This window comes from Dactylosporangium sp. McL0621 (assembly GCF_049995355.1).
GTDB lineage: Bacteria > Actinomycetota > Actinomycetes > Mycobacteriales > Micromonosporaceae > Dactylosporangium.
In genome coordinates this window covers 5,593,598-5,613,773 of sequence record NZ_CP188259.1, presented here as the reverse complement: position 1 = coordinate 5,613,773, position 20,176 = coordinate 5,593,598, and the positions used below count along the sequence as shown (strand labels likewise).

Here is a 20,176-nt window from a genome sequence, read left to right as displayed (position 1 = left end):
CCGGGGGCCGCGTGGCGCGCGGCCCCCGGCAGCCGGCCGGCCGGTCGGGTGCGGCAGGCCGGTCAGGACGGCAGCCAGGGGCAGCCTTCCGGGCCCTCCCGCAGCGTTACGCCACCGTCGAAGGGCTCGATCCAGCGCAGCCGGCCGCCGCGCAGCAGGGGTTCGAGGTCGGTCGCGGGCGTCAGGCCGGCGACCCGCCCCGCGGCCCGGGTCCCCCACTCCCGGAAGGGTGCCGGTCCGGCCGGTCGGCGCCGGCTGAAGTAGGCGACGACGTCGCAGCGCAGCCCGGCGACCCGCACGGCCGCCAGCACGGCCCGGGTGTCGGGGTCGCCGAGCAGCTCGGCGTACACCGGTGGCCGGCCGGGTCCGAGGGTTTCGGGCGTGATCTCCGGATGTTCGGCGGCGGCCGGGTCGACGACCGCGCCGGCCAGGCCGACGAACGTGGCGGGCACCTCGTCGACCGGTCGCAGCGGGTGCACCGGGTCCCAGTAGGGGCCGTCGAAGCCCCAGCCGTCGAGCGCGAGGCGGAGCACCTCGCCCGTGAACGGGCACCGGGACAGCCAGACGCGCGGCAGCAGGGCGGCGAACTCGCGGTCGAGCCGCGTGACCGCGGTCCGGTCGCCGGCCGCGTCGGCGACCTTGCGGGTGCCGACCAGCCCGTCGCGCCAGGCCTGGTCGCCGGGCCGCTCGAACGGCCGCGGCACCGCGTGGGTTCCTGTTGGCAGCGGTACCTCGCCGAGCCGGTCGAGCGGTGGCCGCCCGGCCCGGGCGTAAAGCGCGTCGATCCGCAGGACGCGGGCCGGGTCGGGACCCTCGACGCGGACCGCGCCGGTGGGGTCCTGGACCAGGCGGGCCACCACCTCGCGGCGCAGATAGTCGTCGGTGCCGGGCCGGCGGAGCTCGACGACGTCGAATCCGGCGAGCTCGGGCGGCGGCTGCTCCGGGTAGGGGACGGTGGCGGCGACGTGTGGCACCGGTGGCATCGGCAGCTCGGTACGGGGGTCGCCGGCCTGCTCGCCGGGCAGCTCGACCAGCGGGGTCACCCAGAGCCGATCGGTCGAGCGGGCCCATCGGAGGGTGCGCACGAAATCGGCGCCGTCGGCGTTGGAGACGGTATGGCCGAACGGGTCCTGCAGCGACTCGTCCAGCAGGTCACGGGCGATCGCCCCGCCATTCGGGTGCAGCTCGAGGACGTCGATCCCGCCGTCGGGACGGACCAGCAGGCGGGCCAGCGGCACGACGTCAAAGGAATCGTCGAGCCGGCGTATCTCGGCGACAATCGTCACGGCGCCTCCCTGATCGAGCCGTTTTGGAGCCTGGTGACGATCTCGTCGAGGCGCGCCTTCGCGCCGGCCACTTCCCTGACGGTCAGCCACTGCCGCAGCTCGCCCTCGGGCCAGTTGCGCTGCAGCTGCCGCATCCGTGCGCTCATCTCCCGGCTCAGCGTGCTCGGCAACGGTCGCGGCTGGTGCTCGTCCGGGTTCGGTCGCCGGTTCGCGTTGACCCGCTCCGCCGTTGGCGGCAGTGAGGAGTCCTGATCGATGGCCAGCATGTCATAGCCGCCGGCGGCCCGCCGCTTGAGCATGAAGTTGCCGCTGTGCCGGTCCTGCTGGGCGGAGACGTAGTCCATCGCGTCGAGGTCCAGGCGGTCCTGCGAGTTCCAGAACTCGTCGAACCCGGCCGGGTCGGTCGCTCGCACCTCCCGGCCGGGCTCGTAGTCGGCACGCCACTCCTGCAGCGAGCCGCGTTCGCCGTTCCAGGTGACCAGTCGCACGTCGGGGGTGTCGATGCCGAGGCGCTTGGCGATGAGGGCGGCGGCGGGGGCCCGGCGGTAGCGCTCCCCGGAAAAGACGCCCAGGCTCTCGCCGCGCAGACCCGTCTCCTCGCCGCTGGCCGGCTTGAACAGCCAGCGCTTCCCGGACGGATCCTTGAGCAGGTGTTTGCGGTTCACACCCTCGTTGCGGTCGCCGCCCTGCCGGCTGATTCTCCGTTCCTCGGTGAAGCCGTGCAGCTCCTCCGTCGCCGGCCTCGACAGCGTGGCCGCACGGGCGTCCGGGTGGCGCAGGAACAGCTCCGGCGACGTGCGCAGGCGCTGGTCGCCCGGGGCCGCCGTCGCCCGGGCCGGTTGCGGGCCGGGCGCCGAATCGGGCAGCGGTGACAGGGTTTCCGGGCCGGGAGCCGACGCCGTGCTGCCACGCGGCTGGACCGTCAGCGACTCGGCCGGCGTGCTGCCGCTGGGCCGGACGGTCCGGGACTCGGGCTGCGTGCGGCCGTCGTGGGGAACCGTCCGCGACTCGGGCCGCGTGCCCGCGAGCGCCGTGTTCGGCTCCACCGTGCGCGGACTCACCGAAGAGGAGCCGCCGCCGGACGACCCCCGGCCGGAGGTACCGCCGGAGGAACCACCGCCGGACGAGCCACCACCGGACGAACCGCCGCCGGACGACGAGCCGCCGCCCGCTCCCCCGCCCCCGGCGGGCGCGGCGGCCGCCAGGGCGTGCTCGGTGGAGATCATCGCGGCCGACATCACGGCGTTGGACAGCATGTCGTCGAAGACCTGGGAGGCGAACTCGTCGAAGTTGTGCACCTGCCACTGCCCATCGAGCGCCCGCTTGAGCGCGACCGCCGTCGCGGTGCTCAGCGGAGTGGCGCCGACGCCGGCGGACCAGTCCAGCACCGTCGCCATGGCCCGGCCCAGCAGCTCGTCCCCGGTCAGCCCGAGCGCGGCCATCTCGGTCTTCGACATCTTCGCGAGCCAGCGGCCCACGGCACCCTTGAGCGCCTTGCCGAAGGCGCCGCCGGCGACGGCGGAGACGAAGCCGGTGACCGTGTCGGTCACCCCGCGCTTGGCGATGCGGGCGACGTCGAACTCGGTCCGCGCACCGATGCGCAGCTCGCCGATCTGCGTGAACGTCTCGGTCGCGACCCCGAGGCCACCGGCGGTCAGCGCGGACGCGGCGCTCTTGGCGAGCAGTCCCGCGCCCCGGCCGGCGAAGGCGACGCCACCGCCGGAGGCGGCCGCGGACAGCACGGCGATCGACACCTTGATCCCGGTGATGGCCCGACCGGCCCCGCGCTGGACGCCGTCCTCGTAGGTCGCAATGAGGTTCCAGCTGTTCTGCAGCTCGACGGAGGCACGCTCCAGCAGCCGGGCGGACTTCTCGATGCGCATCTGGTCGGGGTCGAAGGCGAGCGCCGCGCGCATCAGCGGGAGGTTGCGAACGTCGTCGGACAGGCCGCGGTCGGAGGCCGCCTCGTTCTGCTCCCACTCCCGCCGCAGGACGTCGTCGTCGGTGCTCAGCGCCTGGATCGCCGCGGAGAGCGTCCCGCTGCCGATCTTGTTCCACATGTCGAGGTCCGGCAGCACGGCGCCGCCGAAGGTCTCCGACCAGAACCCCGCGGTGCGGTGCTCCCGCCGCTCGACGATGTGGTCGTTGTGCAGCTTCCGGAACAGGTCGAGGTCGTGGTGGCACTGCCGCCAGTAGAACAGCAGCCGCTCCCGCGCCTGCTCGGCCGAAAGGTTCGGATAGCTGCGGACCTTGCCGTCGATGAAGAGATCGACGGTGTACGACTTGGGCTGCGGTGCATCCGACGCGAAGGCGAGCGGGGCCGGCGGCGGCGCCGCGGACCGGTCGGCGACGGCAGCGTTGCCGGCCGCCCGGTGCAGCGGCGGCACACGCGAGCCCGCGGCCCGCTTGCGGTCGTGCTTCGGGGCCGGTGCCCGCAGCGCCGGCGCGGCCCGTCGGCCGCGCGGCTCCTCGTGGGTCTGCTCACCCATCAGTCCCTCCCGCGTTGCTGCGCGGGCTCGCCCGGCGGGGACCAGAGCTTGCCCATCTTGTCGTACTCGCGGCGGCCGCTGCGCAGAATGTGCGCCTCGGTGATGACGCCGCCGTCGGCCGCGGCGAGGAATGCGGCGCTCACGGCGATGTTGCGGATGTTGCCGCCCGCGACCGGGAACCACTCGGCAAGCACCGCGTAGTCCACAGTGGACGACACCGGCGCCGCGGCCGGCACGAGCGCGCGCCAGATGCGTTCCCGGTGGTCCGCGTCGGGGAACGGGAACTCGACGTGGAAGCGGATGCGCCGGGTGAACGCCTCGTCGAGATGCCGGGCGAGGTTGGTGGCGAGCAGGACCACGCCGTCGTACTCCTCCATCTTCTGCAGCAGGTAGCTGGTCTCGATGTTGGCGTAGCGGTCGTGCGCGTCGGACACCTCGGTGCGCTTGCCGAACAGCGCATCGGCCTCGTCGAAGAACAGGATCGCGTTGCTGGAGCGGGCCTCGGCGAACACGCGCGAAAGGTTCTTCTCGGTCTCGCCGATGTACTTGCTCACCACGCCGGACAGGTCGATGTGGTACAGGTCCAGGCCCAGGTCGCCGGCGAGCACCTCGGCGGCCATCGTCTTGCCGGTGCCCGGCGGGCCGTTGAACAGCGCGCTCAGTCCCCGGCCCCGGGCCGAGCGGCCGCCGAAGCCCCACGCCTGCCACACCCGGGCCTGGTGGCGGAACTGGTCGCTGATCTCGTGCAGCTGCGCGACGCTGCCGCCCGGCAGGACGAGGTCGTCCCAGCGCGCCCGGACCGTCACCCGCACCGCCAGGTTCCCGAGCGTCGGCGCGCTCTGTCCGCGGCAGGCCGCGAACAGGCCGGGCAGGCCGAGCGGGCCGGTGCGGGACCGCACGGCCAGGTCGACGGCGGCCGGGATGCGGCCGGCCGGCAGCCGGTAGCGGCCGGCCAGCTCGGTGGCCCACGCGTCGGCCCGGGGCGTGTGCGCGGCGAGCTCCTCCCGCCAGATCGCCGCGCTGCGCGCCGGATCGGGGGCCGGCACCGCGACCACCTGGACCCGGCCGCCCAGCAGCCGGCGGCCCTCGGGCCAGTCGTGCGCACCGGACAGGAACACCAGCCCGCCGTGCTGGTCCACGGCCGCGGCCAGCGCGGCGGCGACCGGCCGCTGCTCCTCCCCGCTCAGCGCGTCGATGCCGGCCAGGTGGACCGCCGCGCCGAAGAGGCGCCCGTCGCGCAGCACCAGCGCCACGAGTGCGCCCGGGTCGGCGGCCGGCGGAACGGCCGGCACGTCGAGGCTGAGCAGCGCCCGGCCCAGCCGGGCACTGACCCGGTGGGCCAGGTCGTCGACGTCGCCGGCATCGGCGCCCATCAGCTGCAGCACCGTCGCCGGGCCGCCCGGGCGATGCGTCCCCGCCAGCCGGGCGACCCGCTCGGTGAGGGCCGGGTCGACCTCGGTCCCCGGGACCGGTTCGCCGGGCCGGTCCAGCCGGGCGTACCCGGCCGTCCGCCCGTCGAGCCCCGGCGACCCGAGCAGGAACCGGGTCACCTGCGGGTCGAGGCTCAGCATCCGGGCCAGCCCCGACGACCCGGACGGGCTCTGCGGGTCGTCCCAGGTGTGCACCAGGCCCGAGCGCAGCAGCGGCGCGTCCGGCGCGAACACCGGCCGGGCGGCCCAGCGCTCACGCTCGTCCGCGCACAGCAGGTCGAGCACGAGGTCGACGCTCGGCCGCTGGCGGGTGATGTCGTCCTGAAGGTAGGCGTACAACCGGTCGTACGCCCGCCGCAGCTCCGGCGCCAGGCAGATGACGACGGCGTCCAGCTCCATCGGCGACAGCCCGAAGTGGCGGCCCAGCGCGGGCAGGCCGAGCGTCACCCCGACCCGCTCGCTGGCCAGCACCCGGTGGCCGATCTCGGCCGAAAGGTCGGCGGCCGGATCGGCGGGCTCCGGCGGCACACCGCCGGAGCCGCCCGCGAGCAGCCAGTCGACCTCGGCCCGGGTGATGTACACCGCCCGGGCCACCTGGTCGGGCGAGATCGCCTCGTGCCGCTCGGCCGTGCGGGCCAGCCGCCGGGCGATCCTCGCGTCGAGCCTGCGCAGCTCGTCGGTGAGGTGCTCAGCGTTGTCGCGGTAGGGCCGGACGCCGTCATCGGTCACGACGCCGGGCCGTCCGGTGCGGCGGCCGCCGCGCGGTCGGCCTCGGTCTGCCGGCGCGCGTTCTGCGTCTCGACGCGACCGGCCTCGGCGGCCGCGAACGTGCGCACGGACCGCTTGGCCAGCGCCGGGTTGCGCTTGATCAGCTCGGCGTTGCGCGGCCAGTGCACGCTGGCGTCCATCTGCCGGCCGTAGGCCTCCGGGTGGACGTAGAAGCCCCTCTCGTCCTCGGGCTTGTCCTCCTCGACGACGAAGTCGTTGGCGCGGGCGAAGGCGTCCTGCCGGACGCCGGTCAGCTGCCACGACACCTTGAGCCCGGCCGTGCCGCCGGCGATGCGGAACGCGTTGTCGCGCACCTCCTCGGCGATGTAGACGTTCGCGTGGCCTCCGATGCAGGTGAGCTGGTAGCGGAAGTCGGTGGCGAGGGCGTCCATCCACTCGGGCAGCCGGACCGTCGCGGTGCCGTCCTTGGCCAGCGTGACGTTGCCGTTGTACTGCACCGCCCGCTCGTCGGACTCGACGCTGGTGTGGTTGAGCAGCCGGTTGGCCGGGTCGAGCGGGTGGTCGATGGTGAACCGCTTGGCCCCGGCGCTCAGCGTGCCGGTCACGTCCACGTCCCGGCTGAACGAGCCGAACCCGAGGACGTTGACGTCGCCGATCGTCGAGATGGCCGAGCCGAGGCCGCCGTTGATGTCGTTGACCGCGGTGATCGTCGAGGTGGTGCTGTTGTTCGTCGCGCAGATGGCGTGGGAGTCCGCGGCCGTGACGTTGAACGCGGTAACCTTGGCGGCGGTGGTGCTCGTCAGCGCGGCGCTGGTGACCGCACCGGTGACGAGCGAGCCGGACGTGAGCTTGCCGGGGACCAGGACGTCGCCGGTCTCGCCGTCTACGGCGAAACGCAGCACGAAGCTCTGCGGCGCGGCCTTGGTGGTGCTGAACACCTGGAAGCGCCCCACGCCGGCGACGTCGTCCATCTCCAGGGTGACCGCGGGCCGGGTGGGCACCGGGAACACCCAGGCGCTGTTCGCGTCGTTGTGGAACGCGTTGTAGGACAGGCTGCTCCAGCCGAGCGTGCCGCTGAGGTACTGGGCGTTCTGGCGGATGCCGGAGGTGACGCCGACGTGCAGGGCGTGGGTGGCCGTCGGCGCGCCGATGCCGACGCGCGGCCCGGCGCCCGCGTTCGGCGCGGACGAGCGGGTCGCGACCGTGACCTGGTCCGAGCCGGACCACAGGCGGGCGACGCCGTCCTGCGCGTACCAGATCCACCGGCCGCCGATGCCGCCGGTCTCGTCGAAGCTGCCGACGGTCCGGTCGGCGAAGGAGAATCCGCCGTGGTTGCCGCCGGAGTGCACCTCGTTGCCCTCGACGTGCACGGTGCGCTGGGGCGGCTGGCCCTGCAGCCCGACCCCGACGCTGCCGCCGCCCGGCTGCAGCGCGAGCGTATTGCCGGTGGTGTCGGCCTTGAGGAGCTGATGGGCAGCGCCGCCGTCGGGCCGCATCGTGACGCTCAGGCTGCCGTCGCCCGCGGCGGTGATGTCGGCCGCCGGGACCTGCCCGACGGCCGTCTGCCCGCCGGTCGCGACCCGCGCACGGCGCAGCTCGACCCGGCCCGCCGGCAGGCCCGTGGGGCGCCGGTTCTCGGCGGTCACCGCGGTGATCTGCGACTGGCCGTCGAGGCTCACCCGGGCGAGCACCACCTGGTCGCCGTTGGCGCCGAGGTCGGCGACCGGGATGAGCCGCAGCCACGGCGCGTGGAACAGGTTCTGCTGGGTCGGCGTCGCGGCCGGGTCGAGCACCTCGCGGAAGGTGATGGTCAAGTAGCACTCGCCGGTCGCGGGGGTCGTGGCCAGCGGGACGCCGGTGTCGACGACCGGCACGATCGGGATGTTCACGACCTGCGTCGGGTCGACGCTCGGGTCGGTGACGGCCCAGCCGTTGGCCGCCAGCGCGATGAGGTTGCCGTTGCCGTCCAGGGCGACGCCGGTGCCGATCTGCAGGGTCGTCTGGCCGGTCGTGGCGGTGACGGCGAGGCCGTCGGCGACACCGAAGGTGAACAGGTCGGCGCCGAGCATCCGGTCGTGCGGCACCAGATAGGACTCGGCGTCCACCAGGCTCTCGGCATGGGCGGTGGCCCCACCGCGCGGCCCGCCCAGGCTGAGGTTGATGTACTCGGTACGTTGGAGCGGCAAGCTGGTCACCGCGGCCTCCTCAAATGGTTGGTGGGCGTATCGGATGGAACGGCTCAGATCTCTGTGACGAGGTTCCACAGCGCGTGGGCGGGCTTCTGCTGCTCGACGATGCCGCGGATGTTGCCGGCGACCCGGCGCTGCATGACGCCGCGCGCGGCCGGGTCGGCGGGCAGCCGCGAGTCGGTGAAGTGCACGACGACGTCGAAGCGGTACGGCAGGACGCGCGAGAGCACCGACACGAGCGCGGTGACCTCGGGCTGTCCGGGGTCGGCGATGACCAGCCGGTCGCCGAGGGCGCACAGGCCGGTCGGGTACACCAGCTGCCCGGGCTCTGTCGCCGCGGTCACGGTGGGCGGCGAGGCCGCGAGGTCGACGACGTAGACCCGGGCCGGTTCGGCCGCGGCGAGCACGAACGGGTCGATGGTCGGCGGCGCGAACGGCTTGAGGCCGTTGTCGAGCACGTACAGCCTGGTGCCGGCCAGGACCAGGCCGGTCGGCGCGACGAGGGGGTTGGCCGCCGGCAGCAGCGGCGTCTCGGTCCAGGTGGCCGCGCTGCGGTCGACCAGCACCAGGTTGCCGGCCGGGACGGGGACGCCGGTGGACTGCTGGACGCCGCCGTCGCCGACGACCAGCCGGCCGTCGGGCCGCACGAGCAGCGCGAGCGGTTCGAGCACCGTGGCGAGGTTCTTGCGGGTCACCTGCACCGGGCTGGTCCCCGGCCGTACCGCGATGACCTTCGGCGGGTTGGCGGTGCCCGGCCCGTCGCCGCGGTCGAGCACCAGCACGTCGCCGTTGGTGTCGATGGCCATGGCGACCGGCCAGAACGTGCTGGCGCCCACGACCAGGTTGGTCAGGACGCTTGCCGAGGCGCCGAGATAGGGCGACGGCAGCCCGTACAGCTGACCCGAACGGTCCTGGATGTACAGGGTCTCCGGCAGCGAGCCCAGCGCGGGCCGCACGGCCAGCGCCGTGACCCGGTTGAGCGGCAGCGTGCCCGGCGCCAGCGGTACCGGCAGCGGCGGGGTGCCGGACACGTCGTGGTGCCCCGCCGCGTCGAGGCGCCAGATGCGGTTCTTCAGCGGGATCGGCACCGACGTCGGCACGCCGATGTCGGCGACGAACACGCCGCCGCCCGGGGCCGGCGTGACCGCCCAGGGCCGCACGAGCCCCTCGGCCAGGATGGTGGTGCCCGACACGACCGGCCCCTGGCTGACGAACGCCGAGATCGGGGCGAGCGTGCCCGGCGCCGGCGCGGCGATCAGCAGCCGCCGCCCGTCGTCGACCGCGACGCGAGGCCGGGCCGGGCCGATGGAGAACAGGTCCAGGTACCGGTTCAGCCCGTTGCGCAGCCCGCGCAGCCGGTCGATCCCGGCGATGTCCGCGGTCGCCTTGCGCTGCTGGTACGCGTCCCACAGGGGCTGCCCGGACAGCGTCGGGAACTCCAGCCCGACCCAGGAAGCCAGCCACGGCAGGAACTCCGGCGGCGTGCGCCACGGGTCGACGAGGTCGGACAGCCCGGAGATCACGGTGCCGATCGCGTCGTGCGTGTGCCCGTCGTGCGTGACGGTGACTCCGTCGTCGATGCCGGTGAGGATCTTCTCGAAGATGCGCAGGAACGCCCCGAGCGAGAACTCCGGCAGATCGGGCTCGCCCTGCCACAGTACCGGCGGCAGGTGTTGCAGGTAGCTGCTCTTCTCGCTCACTCGCCCACCCCGCTCAGCTGGCCGGAACCGTCGTCGTGATCACGTGCAGGTTGTCGGCCGCGGCGCAGACCAGCTCGTAGTCGGCGATGCGGACCGTGGCGCCCAGCGGCGAGAGCGGGAAGGGCCGCTCCAGGCCCGCGTTGTAGTTGCCCGCGGTACCGGCCGGATTCAGCGGCGGGAAGTGGTACACCGGGATGTCGGCCTTGACCTGCAGGCCGGAGATGAAGCCGATGTCCTCGTTCGGCATGATCGCCGAGAACAGGTCGGAGACGAACACCGGCTGCTCGACCTGCCAGCCGGTCCCGTCCGCGCCGCCGCGGGTCGGGTGCAGGAACCGCTTGATGCGCCCCAGTGTGTCGGCCTTGATCTGGTTCCGGTCGGCGCCGGCGTCGATGGCCCGCTGCCAGACGATCAGGTCGACCTGCACGATGACGGGCAGGTACCGGGGTCCCGTGACCACCACCCGCCCGGTGAGGTCGCGGCGCTGGTCGAGGTGGGCCTGCACGGTGCGCACGAGGTCGGGCGTCGGCTGCGGCTGGGCGACGGCCAGGCCCTGGTCGGGCACGACGACGACGTTGACCACACCCGGCGCGCGCTGGATGCCGGCGAACTGCCACGGGTCGCCCTTCTTCCACGCCGTGCCGCCCGGCGCGTCGGCGTCCTGCAGCCGCGGCGGCAGCGCCCGCGCGATGACGACGTCGTTGGTCGCCTCGGCGGCCAGGAACTCGTAGTCGGCGGCGGTGATCGCGCGGTCCCGGATCTTCAGTTGCTGCGGCGCCCGGCGCAGCGCGTCGTCGACCGGCTCCTCGTCGGCCCCGTCGCGGGCCGGGGCGAGATTCGTCACCGCGGTGATGCCGGCCGGCAGGCCGCCCTGGGGAGTCGGCCCGAGGACCGTGAGCCGGTCGGCGGCCACGTTGCCGGCCGCGCCGCCGACGACGTACCGGTAGGTCAGCGCGCGGATCTGGCTACCGGCCGGTGGCATGGAACCGTGGCCCAGGCCGGTCTGATCGTCGAAGTTGCCGAAGCTCACCTCGGCGGTGACCGGATCGACCTTGTACACCTGGCCCGGACCGGCCGGCAGGTCCGCGACCTGCGTCCAGGTCTGGAACACCGCCGGGTTGCCGGTGCCGACCTGCACGGCGAGGTGGGCGTACGGCGCGGTGCCCGGCTGCCGGTACAGCGGCCGGTTCGCCAGCGGCACGACCTGGAACGGCTGGCCGGTGCCGCCGCCGAGCGCCTCGGCGGCCCGGATCGACAGCGCGTGGTGCGCCGGCGCGGCGTTGAACAGGGTCCGGTCGACGCCGATGGTCAGCGGTACCCCCGTGGTGTTGGCCACGCGCACGCCGATCCAGAACCGGGGCCGCGTCACCGTGGCGTTCGGGTCGGACGCGGTGACGGTGCTCCAGCCGGTGCCGGGCGGGTTCATTGCGGCGACGCTCGGCTGCTGGGCGGCCCAGTCCCCGGGCAGCATCAGCCGGACGCTGCCGTCGTGCGTCAGCGCTTCGGTCGAGTCGGACACCGTCGGGACCGCCGGCCACGCGAGGGGTTCGGTCGTGCCCTTGGAGTACACCCACGCGGCGGTGACCTGGCCCGGCCCGGGCGCCGGGCGGTACAGCCGCAGGCGCAGGAGCACCTCCTCGGCGCTGGCCTTGTCGAAGCCGAAGCAGACCTGGGAGACCTGGTTGGCCGGCAGGTTCAGCGGGTACGTCGCGGCCGGCGGTCCGACCAGGTCCTTCACCGCCGCGTAGGTGCTGCTCGCCGCGTTTGTCGCGAAGGGTCCGACGACGAGCGCGTCGGTCAGCGCGACCGGAAGTACCGTGACGTCGTCGTCGGTCTCGAAGACGATCGGCGGCACGGCGCCGGCGCCGCCGGTCGGCGGTACGGTCTGGGCCCGGGTGCCGGCCGGCACGGTCGACTTGGCGCCGGCCGCGAAGGTCAGGAAGGTGCCGGCCGGCGCGACCGGGTCCCGGGTCACGCCGAGCAGGTTGAGAAACGCGAGGAAGTTCTTCTCGGGCACCCGGTTCAGCCGGAAGACGACGCCCTCGGCGAGCCAGGCGAACAGCTCGATGAGCGCCACCCCGAGGTCGCTCGGGTTGTGATCGGTCCACTGTGGAGCGTACCGGGGAATGAGCGCGCGCATCTCGTCGACCAGGTCCTGCCAGCTGCGGTCGTCGAGGTTCGGCGGGACGATCCGGCCGCGGTCGTCGGCCACTGTCACCGCCCCCGCTCGAGGTAGAAGGGGTACACCAGGTTGCGCACGTCCTGGGTCGCGCGCAGCCGGTAGGTGACCGTGATGATCAGGGCGCCGCGCCGGGGGTCGTTGTCGACGTCGACGCCGACGACGTCGACGCGCGGCTCCGAACCGGCGAGGCCTTCCTGCACGTAGTAGCGGGCCAGGTTGGCCGTGGCGACGTCGTTCGGGGCGAACACGAGGCTGCGCAGGTTGCAGCCGAAGCGCGGCCGCATGACCCGTTCCCCGAACTGGGTGCCCAGGATGACGCGGATCGACTGCTCGACCTTCTCCTCGCCGGCCGACTCACCGATGCCGGCGATCCCCACTTGCAACGGGTACGTCATGCCCCGCCCGTAGAACTCAGCGTTCATCGTTCTCCCTCGTCACTGTGCGGTCAGCTTCGTCTGGTCGGCCGTCGCCGGCGTTCTCAGCAGCTGGAAGACTCCCGCGACCACCCCGTTGGTCGTGCCGGCCAAGCCGTCGAGCAGGACCGGGCCGGCACCGGCGCGCAGCTTGACCGCGACCCCGCCGGTGATGCCGGTGACGTTCTTGCACGGCGTGATGCCGGTTCCGCTGTTCTTGCAGCCGATGGCGGTGTTCGTCAGCAGCGGGTCGATCCGCACCAGCACCGGGTTCGTCGCGAACCGCAGCTTCGTCTGACCGGTGAACGTCACGGCCCCGTCGTGGACACACGTCACGGTGCTGGCGGTCGTGAGGACACTTCCCATGAGGGCACGCTCCTAGCTGATGTCGACGTGGTCGCTGGTCATGACGAGCTTGGTGGCGCCGCCGGCCGCCTCGAGGCTGATCTGACCGCCCGCCGCGATGGTGAGGTTCTGGGCCGCCCTGATGGTGACCGAGCCGCTCTTCGAGTCCAGCGTGATCGTGCTGCCGCCGGCGTCGCTGACGACGACCTGGCCGGCCCCGTCGGTGTCGTCCAGCACGATCGAGTGCCCGGACCGGCTGATGATCACCCTGAGGTCGTTGTGGCCGTCGTTGCGCACCGGTGGCGGCGCCTGGGCGGTCCACAGGCTGCCCAGCACGTACGGGCGGTTCAGGTCGCCCTTGGCGAACGCGACAAGCACCTGCTCGCCCTTCTCCGGCAGCGCGTAGAAGCCGGCGGTGTCGCCGGCCATCGGTCGCGCGCACGGCGCCCAGTTGCTCACCACGTCGTCGGACAGGCCGGGATAGCTCACCTTCACGCGGCCGAGCGGGGTCTGACCGGCGGCGAGCTCGTCGTTGTCCTCGACGGTCGCCACGATGACGCCGAGGTACGGCTCGGCCGCCGCCGGCGACGGCTCGTGCAACAGCGTCCGGCGCAGCAGGGGCAGCAGGCCCGTGTGCGCGTTGCGCGCGATGTCGAACGAGGTCCAGAAGCCCTTCTCGTCGATGACGTGGCTGACCTTGCGGGCCCGGTACGTGCCGCTGAACCGTTTGCCGACGCCCTCGATCGTCACGTACTCGCCGGCCCTGAGGCCGGGCAGGCCGATGCAGGTGCCGGTGCCCTCGTACAGGCCGTCGAGCACCTCGGCGAGCAGGGCCCGGGCCAGCTCGGTGGCCGAGAAAGGGTTGTCGGCGTCGTCGCCGAGCAGCGCCTGGCGGGTCAGCGACGCCAGCAGGTCGGCCGCCGACGAGCCGAGCTTCTCCAGCAGGTTGTTCCGGTCGACGTCCCCGGCGAGCGCGATGCCGACCATCGTCTGCGCCAGTTCCTGGTTGTACCCGCGCACGACCTGCAGTCCGGCCAGCACGCCGGCGGAGACGCGCGGTGCGAACGCGGACAGGTTGCGCCCCCACTCCAGGACGCGGGCTGACGTCTGCGGCCGGGGGAACTGGAAGTGCAGGCGGTCCCACTCGACGTACACGTCGAAGAAATGCCGCTTGGCACGCTGCTTGAGGAACGCGAAGTCGGATCCGGTCTTGGACACCCGGCCGGCGAACGCCGGCGTCGGGTCGACCACCGGGACCAGCCCGTTGGCGAGCGCGAGCTCCGCCGCGATGAGGCTGTCGGAGGTGTCGGCGAAGCTCGTGGGCGCCGGCTGCCGGCGGCGCATGCGGTGCGAGCGGTCGGCCCCCTTGATGACCACGGTCGGCGGCCCGTCCGGCGGGAACGACGGCTCGATCGCCGTGATCTCGCCGAGCAGCGCCGGTTCCAGCGCCGTGCCGTACCCGATGTGGATCTCGATCTCCTTGCCGAAGTCGAACAGCGCCGAGTCGAGCACGGCGTTGTCCGGGTTGCGCAGGACGAGCGCGAAGCTCCCGGCGACGTCGAGGTCGGTCGTGACGGCCAGCCGAGTCACCTGGGCGGCGATGTCGGCGGCCAGGGTGAGGCCGGCGATCCGGACGGCGAAGCGCGGCGCGAAGAACGGTTCGGTCATGGCTGGCCCCGCCCGGGGGACACCGGGCCGGCGCCGGCCGGCGCCGGAATGACCAGCGGCTGGCCGGTCCGCAGTGCGAACGGGTCGTCGAGGTTGTTGGCCTGTGCGATCTCCCGCCACCGGGCCGGGTCGCCGAGGAGCGCGGCGGCCAGGCCGCTGAGCGTGTCGCCGCCGCTCACCACGTGGATGGTGTGGGTGGTGATGCCGGCGGCCGTACCGGCCGCGTTGACGGCGCCGGACAGCACGGGCGAGCCGAAGAACACGCCCTGCTCGGTGCGCAGGTCGATCCGCACGAACTCGTGCAGCTTGACCGACAGCGTCGAGCGGACCGGCGTACCGTCGCGCAGGAACATGGTGAACCGCTGGGCCGCCTCGACCAGGACGCACTGGAACTGCAGCCGGCCCATGGAGAACAGCAGCACCGGCGGCGCCTGGGTCTGCGGCGCGACATCGAGCAGGGCGACGATGGGCGCGGTGTGCGCCCGCACGTCCTCGCCGGTCTCGTACGAGTCGAAGAACAGGTCCATGCTCAGCGTGCGCGCCCGGCCCCGGATGTACTGCACCGGCGACGCGTTGAGCCCGGGCACCGGGATCTCGGCGAACGCGTTGCCCTGGTCGAGCACCAGCTCCTCCGGGTTGTACATCACCGGTAGGCCGGCGCCGGTGGTGGTGTTGACGAGCAGCGCCTTGGCCAGTCCGTTGCCGGCTGGCACAGGCGCGGCCGCGAACCGCGGCTGGGTCATCTCAACCTCCTCGCTCGAACTCGTCGCGCAACTGCCCGATCAGGTCTCGCAGCAGCCCCGCCTTCAACGCCTCCAGGTCCAGCGCCGCGCCGCCCGAGGACGGCAGCGTGCGATCGGCCGACGCGGTCATCGGGCGGGACACGGCGTACCCGGCCGGCGCGGCGACCGGGTCGGGCGCCGGGCCGAGGGCGTGTGCCGCGACCGGTTGCGCCGCGGGTTCCGCATGTCCACCGTGGGCCGTCGGGAGTGGACCGGGCATCGGCGCCCGCGGCACGTCCGGCGCCAGGGCTCGCTCCTCCCGCGCCAGCGCGAGCCGCTCCTCCTCGCCCGCCCCGCCGGTGGTCGCCCGCCGCCACGCGGCACCCGGCCGCATCCGCTCGACGACGTGGGTCGCCTCGTGCACGAGCAGCGCGAAGCCGCGCGGCTCCCGCGGCCGGAGCTTCCCGGCCCGGAAGTACACGTCGTTGCCGACGCTCACCGCGTCGGCCCGGTGGGCGCGGGCCCGGGCATCGGCCGCGTCGTCGTCGTGGACCCGGACGGCCCCGGCGGTGTCGCCGACGAGCGGTCGCAGGCGGGCGGTCACGTCGGCCGGCAGCGCCCGCCCGGTCTTCGTGGGTGGGACGGCCGGGCGTTCGGGCGTCGTCTCCCGGCGGTGAAACCGGGGGCCGGCCGGCGACGGCAGCTGCCCGAGGTGGTCGAGCAGCACGCCGAGAGGCTCCGCCCACGGGAAGGCGAGATCGTGGCGGCCGGCGATCCGGCGGCCGAGGCCGTCGAGCCGCCGTCCCAGCGTGTCGGGCTCGGTTCGGGCGCTCACCGTACGCCCGCCGCTTCCTGCTCCTCAACCACGCTGGTGACCTCGCGCAGCCAGCGCAGCCGCTCGGTGTGGTCGAGCTCGAGCAGTTCGCCGAGGGTCCAGGGGACGTACCGTCCCAGCAGCGCTATCTCCCGGTAGACCCGGTCCGTGGGATAGCCTACGATTCCCCCAAGATCGGCACCTCCACCTCGTGCCGCTCGTCGCACTGCGGGCAGCGCACCGACATCACCCGCGGGGCCAGGCCGTTGATCCGGTTGTAGAGCTCCTGCAGGTACGTCAGGTCCTCGGAGAACAGCCCCTCGATGACACCCGGGTTGATCTCGGCCACCCCGCCGAGCTTCGTCACGACCCGCGAGAGCAGGACGACGATGAGGTACGCCGGCCAGCCCTGCACGCGCGGGTCCTTGAGCGGATAGATCTCGTCGGCCGCCGTGGCGAGCCGCATCGTCCCCGCGCGATGCAGGTTGCCGGCGCCGTCGATGTAGCCCTTGGGCAGCTCGAACGCAAAATCGGTGACCAGCATCGTCAGGCCCTCGTCAGACCCTCGTGCGCCAGGACGAGCGTGTCGATGGCGATGTCGTTGCCCTTGCCGCTGAACGTCGGGCCCTCCCACCGCGTCGGCCAGGCGCGCACGAAGTTCCAGCGCACGACCTCGGTGTGGTTGGTCAGGTCGAACACGACGATCGAGCCGTTCTTGCGTGCGACGATGCCGTCGACGATCTGCTGGCGCCAGTCCCACAGCTCGGTGGAGCTGGTGAGGCCCCACTTCAGCGTGATGTCGGTGTACGTGGTCTTGCCGGGAAGCTTGCGGACGGTCGTGTTGTCGCCGCCCTCCCGGGTCTCGATGATCTCGGTCGTCGAGCCGAGCCCGCTGCAGTCCGTGAAGCTGGCTTGCGCGATGCCGCTTTCGTTGAGCTCCACGAGGAAGTTGAAGTTCCGGTACGGATCGATGAGCTGTCCGGTCTGTGGCATCTCCTAGCCCTCCTCCACCCGCGCGCCGCCGTCCCAGATGCCGATGCGCGCGATGACGTACTCGGCCGGGCGGACCGGCGCCAATCCGATTTCGACGATGACCTGGCCCAGGGCCCGGGTCGGCGCGGGGTTGAGCTCGTCGTCGATCTTGACGTAGAACGCCTCGCCCGGGGTCCGGCCGAACAGCGCTCCGGACTGCCAGACCCGCGTGAGGAACTCGGTGATCGAGCGCTCCAGCCCCTTCCACAGCGCAAGGTTGTTCGGCTCGAAGACCGCCCAGCGCACGCCCGACTGGATGGAGTCCTCGACGTACGAGAAGAGCCGGCGCACATTGACGTACCGCCACGGCGTACCGTCGGTCAGCGTCCGGGCGCCCCAGACGAGCGGCGGCCGGCCGGGAAACATCCGCAGCGCGTTGATCCCGCCGTGGTTGAGTGCGCCCTGCTCGGTGTCGTTGAGCTTGTACGTGAGGTCGAGCGCGCCGCGCAGCGGTTCGTTGGCCGGAGCTTTGTGCACGCCCCGCTGCCCGTCGCTGCGGGCGAACACGCCGGCGATGTGCCCCGACGGCGGCTTGGCGAGCGTGGCGGTCGAGCCGGCCGCGGCCGCCGGGTCCCGGATGACGATCCACGGCCAGTACAGCCCGGCGAAGCCGTTCTTGGACAGCAGGCCCGCCCGCTGCTTCTGCAACGGGCCGTCGTTCTTGAGCGGCAGCTGGTCGAGCGCGCCGTCGAGGATCGCGAAGCGGTCGCCCATCGTCTCGCAGTGCGTGATGACCGTGGCCTGCAGGGCCGGATCGACCAGGCCGGGCACGGCGACCAGGCTCACGTCGGGCTGCCGGGTGAGCCGGTCGAGCGCCGCCGGCAGGCCGGTCGAATCCTTGATCGGCACGACGTAGCAGAAGCTGCCGCCGTTGTCGAAGAAGCCGCGGACCGCGAACGGCAGGCTCAGCGTGTTGTCGAATCCGCCGAACACGGTGGTGTACTGCGTCCAGTTGGTGATCGCGACCGGCACACCGAGCGCATCGTTGCTCACCGCCGCGACCACCGTGCCGATCAACGCCGGAGTGCTCGTGCCGGCTCCGGCGATCGGGCCCGCCGGGGTGATCTCCTCGATGTAGACGCCCGGCGCCTTGCTCTCATAGTCGACCATCGACCGTCCCTTCGGTTCGGGTCATCGGATTGGTAGTCATCGCGGGAATCAGGTGTCGGTCAGGATCACGTTGTGCAGCTGACTGTCGGCCGCATACGTGATCGCCGTGTGGACGTCGGGGTGGCCGGCCCGCGCCACGACCAGGTCGTACGGGCCGAACGCCAGGCCGGGGAAGCCGAACCGGCCGTCCGGCCCGACGTTCTGGCTGAGCCCGCGGCCGGCCAGCGAGACGGTCGCCCCGCCGACCGGGGCCAGGCCCGCGTCGACGACCCGGCCGAACAGGACCGCATCGGTCAGGGAGGCCGGCTCCACCCGGACCGCCTGTACGAGCGGCAGTTCCCCGGCGTCGTCGATGGGCTGCATGGCGATCGTGACCGTGAGCGAGAAGGTAGGTCGCGGCGCGATCCCCAACGCGCTCCAGAACTGCCCGTCGCTGCGGTCCTCGTTGAGCTGGGCCGCCATCGACGGCAGCGGGTACGGCTGCGGCGGGTCCGCGAGGCCGCCCCGCAGGAAGCCGCCGCCGATCAGAGGGAACCGGTTCAGCCACAGCAGCGCGGACCCGAGCAGCCGGTGCTCCTCCTGCGCCCGCAGCGCGCCGGCCTTCGGGGACCAGGTCGTGATCAGGTACGTGCAGTTCATGCGCAGTGGCGGAGTCCGCCGCACGGCACCGTCGCCGACCCTCTCGACGAACGGCGCGGGGTCCCGCAGGGTGCGGTTCTCCTGCACCTCGTAGAGGAACAGGCTGACGGTCGGGCGGGGCGGCCGGAAGTCCTTGTCAGGCGTTTCGAAGCTGACGTCGGCATCGCGCACGTCAGCCGGGGCGGCCGGATCGCCGAGCACCGCCCTGAGGGTGGCGTCGAGATCATTGAACATTTCCATCACCCCATTCCGGCCCAGCGGGATTTCGTCCCCGCTCACCAGGCTGCAACCCGGTTGTGGACGAAATTGCTGCGGGAATGTGGATGGCCCCGGACGCGACCCGATGTTCCATCCCGTGCCGATGCCTGTCCCGGAATGTCCCCGACTCCACTGTGGACAGAACCTTTTCGCAGCCCGGCGCCGGTTCCCTGGCACAAGCGATGGCATTGCACCGACGGGAAGACGGCAGAACGGTCGACAGACCGTCCGGCCCGCAAGCATCCTGGCCGACAGATTCGCATTCTGCCAGGGGGAGGTCGTGCGATGCTGCGGTTGCTCGGGCCGGTCGAGATCCGCGCGGAGTCGGGGTGGCTGGCCGCCGGCTCGCCGCGCCAGCGCCTGGTGCTTGCCGCGCTGGCGGTCGACGCCGGACGGACCGTGTCCCTCGACGCGCTGGTCGACCGGGTCTGGGGACCCGAGCCGCCGCCGAACGTGCGCCGGACCGTGCACTCCTACATCGCGCGGGCGCGCCGGGCGCTGGAGCGGATGCCGGCCGGGGCCGGCGGTCCGGTGCGGGTCGTCAATGCCGGCGGGGGGTACCGGCTGGACATCGACCCGGAGCGGGTCGACCTGCACCGGTTCCGGCGGCTGGTCGGCCAGGCGCGGGCCATGGTCGCCGCGGCGCCGCGGGGCGCCGCACTGCGCGAGGCTGTCGGGCTGTGGCGCGGCGACCCGCTGATCGGCCTCGACGGCTCATGGGTGGAGCGGGTCCGCCGGTCGTGGCGGCACGAGTGGGTGTCCGCCGTCGTCGCCTGGGCCGAGACCGAGCTCGCGGCCGGCGATCCCGGCGACGCACGGGGCGTGGTCACCGACCTGGTGGCCGAGTTCCCGCTCGACGAGTCGCTGGCCGGCGTGCTCATGAAGCTGCTCGCCGCGGGCGGGCGCAAGGCCGAGGCGCTGGAGCACTACACGGCGATCCGCGACCGGCTGGCCGACGAGCTGGGCATCGACCCGGGCCCGCAGTTGCGGGCCGTCCACCGGGCGCTGCTCCGGGGCGAGCTCGACCCGGCCGGCCACGACCAGGCACAGGTGGTGACGTCGTCGGCTCCCTGAGCCGCGCCGCGTGCGCGGCCGTGGGCTCACCCGCGGGGGTGGTACCGCCCGGGCTCGCGGGCTGGGAAGGTGTCGGGGTGACCGTCCCACCGCCAG

16 protein-coding genes are annotated in these 20,176 nt (G+C 73.1%); 1 reads left to right on the top strand and 15 read right to left on the bottom strand.

The window, feature by feature from the left end; genetic code table 11:
• Positions 1-62: 62 nt before the first annotated feature.
• The 15 genes from ACPPVO_RS26475 to ACPPVO_RS26405 form a co-directional block, all read right to left on the bottom strand.
• Positions 63-1,286 carry a hypothetical protein gene (locus ACPPVO_RS26475; RefSeq protein ID WP_426513843.1) on the bottom strand — a complete coding sequence of 408 codons (1,224 nt, stop codon included), beginning with the start codon at positions 1,284-1,286 and terminating at the stop codon, positions 63-65.
• Positions 1,283-3,775 (bottom strand): hypothetical protein, encoded by a 2,493-nt coding sequence (locus tag ACPPVO_RS26470; protein ID WP_426513842.1) that lies wholly within the window; start codon positions 3,773-3,775, stop codon positions 1,283-1,285. Before ACPPVO_RS26470 ends, ACPPVO_RS26475 begins: the two co-directional genes overlap by 4 nt.
• A complete protein-coding gene (locus ACPPVO_RS26465) occupies positions 3,775-5,934 on the bottom strand; it encodes an ATP-binding protein (RefSeq protein WP_426513841.1) in 2,160 nt (719 codons plus the stop codon). The genes ACPPVO_RS26470 and ACPPVO_RS26465 overlap by 1 nt, the downstream gene beginning before the upstream one ends.
• On the bottom strand, positions 5,931-8,129 hold the full coding sequence (locus ACPPVO_RS26460; protein ID WP_426513840.1) for a hypothetical protein: 2,199 nt from the start codon (positions 8,127-8,129) through the stop codon (positions 5,931-5,933). The genes ACPPVO_RS26465 and ACPPVO_RS26460 overlap by 4 nt, the downstream gene beginning before the upstream one ends.
• 44 nt (positions 8,130-8,173) lie before the next feature.
• Positions 8,174-9,823, bottom strand: coding sequence for a phage tail protein (locus ACPPVO_RS26455; protein WP_426513839.1), 1,650 nt, complete (start codon positions 9,821-9,823; stop codon positions 8,174-8,176).
• Between the two features lie 13 nt (positions 9,824-9,836).
• Positions 9,837-12,041, bottom strand: a complete 2,205-nt coding sequence (locus ACPPVO_RS26450; RefSeq protein ID WP_426513838.1) for a putative baseplate assembly protein — start codon at positions 12,039-12,041, stop codon at positions 9,837-9,839.
• A complete protein-coding gene (locus ACPPVO_RS26445; RefSeq protein ID WP_426513837.1) occupies positions 12,038-12,427 on the bottom strand; it encodes a GPW/gp25 family protein in 390 nt (129 codons plus the stop codon). Before ACPPVO_RS26445 ends, ACPPVO_RS26450 begins: the two co-directional genes overlap by 4 nt.
• Positions 12,428-12,439: 12 nt before the next feature.
• Positions 12,440-12,784 carry a hypothetical protein gene (locus ACPPVO_RS26440; protein WP_426513836.1) on the bottom strand — a complete coding sequence of 115 codons (345 nt, stop codon included), beginning with the start codon at positions 12,782-12,784 and terminating at the stop codon, positions 12,440-12,442.
• Between the two features lie 12 nt (positions 12,785-12,796).
• Positions 12,797-14,431: a phage baseplate assembly protein V gene (locus tag ACPPVO_RS26435; protein WP_426513835.1), complete on the bottom strand. Its 1,635-nt coding sequence runs from the start codon at positions 14,429-14,431 to the stop codon at positions 12,797-12,799.
• Entirely contained in the window at positions 14,428-15,174 is a 747-nt protein-coding gene (locus ACPPVO_RS26430; RefSeq protein WP_426513834.1) for a LysM peptidoglycan-binding domain-containing protein, read from the bottom strand. Before ACPPVO_RS26430 ends, ACPPVO_RS26435 begins: the two co-directional genes overlap by 4 nt.
• A 1-nt stretch (position 15,175) precedes the next feature.
• Positions 15,176-15,988 (bottom strand): eCIS core domain-containing protein, encoded by an 813-nt coding sequence (locus ACPPVO_RS26425; protein ID WP_426513833.1) that lies wholly within the window; start codon positions 15,986-15,988, stop codon positions 15,176-15,178.
• Positions 15,989-16,145: 157 nt separating this feature from the next.
• Positions 16,146-16,511, bottom strand: a complete 366-nt coding sequence (locus ACPPVO_RS26420; RefSeq protein WP_426513832.1) for a hypothetical protein — start codon at positions 16,509-16,511, stop codon at positions 16,146-16,148.
• A gap of 2 nt (positions 16,512-16,513) precedes the next feature.
• Positions 16,514-16,960, bottom strand: coding sequence for a phage tail protein (locus ACPPVO_RS26415; protein ID WP_360385632.1), 447 nt, complete (start codon positions 16,958-16,960; stop codon positions 16,514-16,516).
• Between the two features lie 3 nt (positions 16,961-16,963).
• Positions 16,964-18,109 carry a phage tail sheath family protein gene (locus tag ACPPVO_RS26410; protein WP_426513831.1) on the bottom strand — a complete coding sequence of 382 codons (1,146 nt, stop codon included), beginning with the start codon at positions 18,107-18,109 and terminating at the stop codon, positions 16,964-16,966.
• A 48-nt stretch (positions 18,110-18,157) separates the two neighbouring features.
• Entirely contained in the window at positions 18,158-18,982 is an 825-nt protein-coding gene (locus ACPPVO_RS26405; protein ID WP_426513830.1) for a Pvc16 family protein, read from the bottom strand.
• A gap of 309 nt (positions 18,983-19,291) precedes the next feature.
• Between ACPPVO_RS26405 and ACPPVO_RS26400 the strand changes: the two genes are divergently transcribed.
• The gene (locus tag ACPPVO_RS26400; protein WP_426513829.1) at positions 19,292-20,080 is read left to right on the top strand and encodes an AfsR/SARP family transcriptional regulator; all 789 of its coding nucleotides are present in this window, start codon (positions 19,292-19,294) and stop codon (positions 20,078-20,080) included.
• Positions 20,081-20,176: the final 96 nt, after the last annotated feature.

Coding starts and splice junctions, on each gene's coding strand:
- ACPPVO_RS26420 (WP_426513832.1), bottom strand. CDS start 16,511: ATGCTGGTCACCGATTTTGCGTTCGAGCTGCCCAAGGGCTACATCGAC.
- ACPPVO_RS26445 (WP_426513837.1), bottom strand. CDS start 12,427: ATGAACGCTGAGTTCTACGGGCGGGGCATGACGTACCCGTTGCAAGTG.
- ACPPVO_RS26405 (WP_426513830.1), bottom strand. CDS start 18,982: ATGTTCAATGATCTCGACGCCACCCTCAGGGCGGTGCTCGGCGATCCG.
- ACPPVO_RS26470 (WP_426513842.1), bottom strand. CDS start 3,775: ATGGGTGAGCAGACCCACGAGGAGCCGCGCGGCCGACGGGCCGCGCCG.
- ACPPVO_RS26435 (WP_426513835.1), bottom strand. CDS start 14,431: ATGACCGAACCGTTCTTCGCGCCGCGCTTCGCCGTCCGGATCGCCGGC.
- ACPPVO_RS26415 (WP_360385632.1), bottom strand. CDS start 16,960: ATGCCACAGACCGGACAGCTCATCGATCCGTACCGGAACTTCAACTTC.
- ACPPVO_RS26440 (WP_426513836.1), bottom strand. CDS start 12,784: ATGGGAAGTGTCCTCACGACCGCCAGCACCGTGACGTGTGTCCACGAC.
- ACPPVO_RS26430 (WP_426513834.1), bottom strand. CDS start 15,174: ATGACCCAGCCGCGGTTCGCGGCCGCGCCTGTGCCAGCCGGCAACGGA.
- ACPPVO_RS26410 (WP_426513831.1), bottom strand. CDS start 18,109: ATGGTCGACTATGAGAGCAAGGCGCCGGGCGTCTACATCGAGGAGATC.
- ACPPVO_RS26400 (WP_426513829.1), top strand. CDS start 19,292: ATGCTGCGGTTGCTCGGGCCGGTCGAGATCCGCGCGGAGTCGGGGTGG.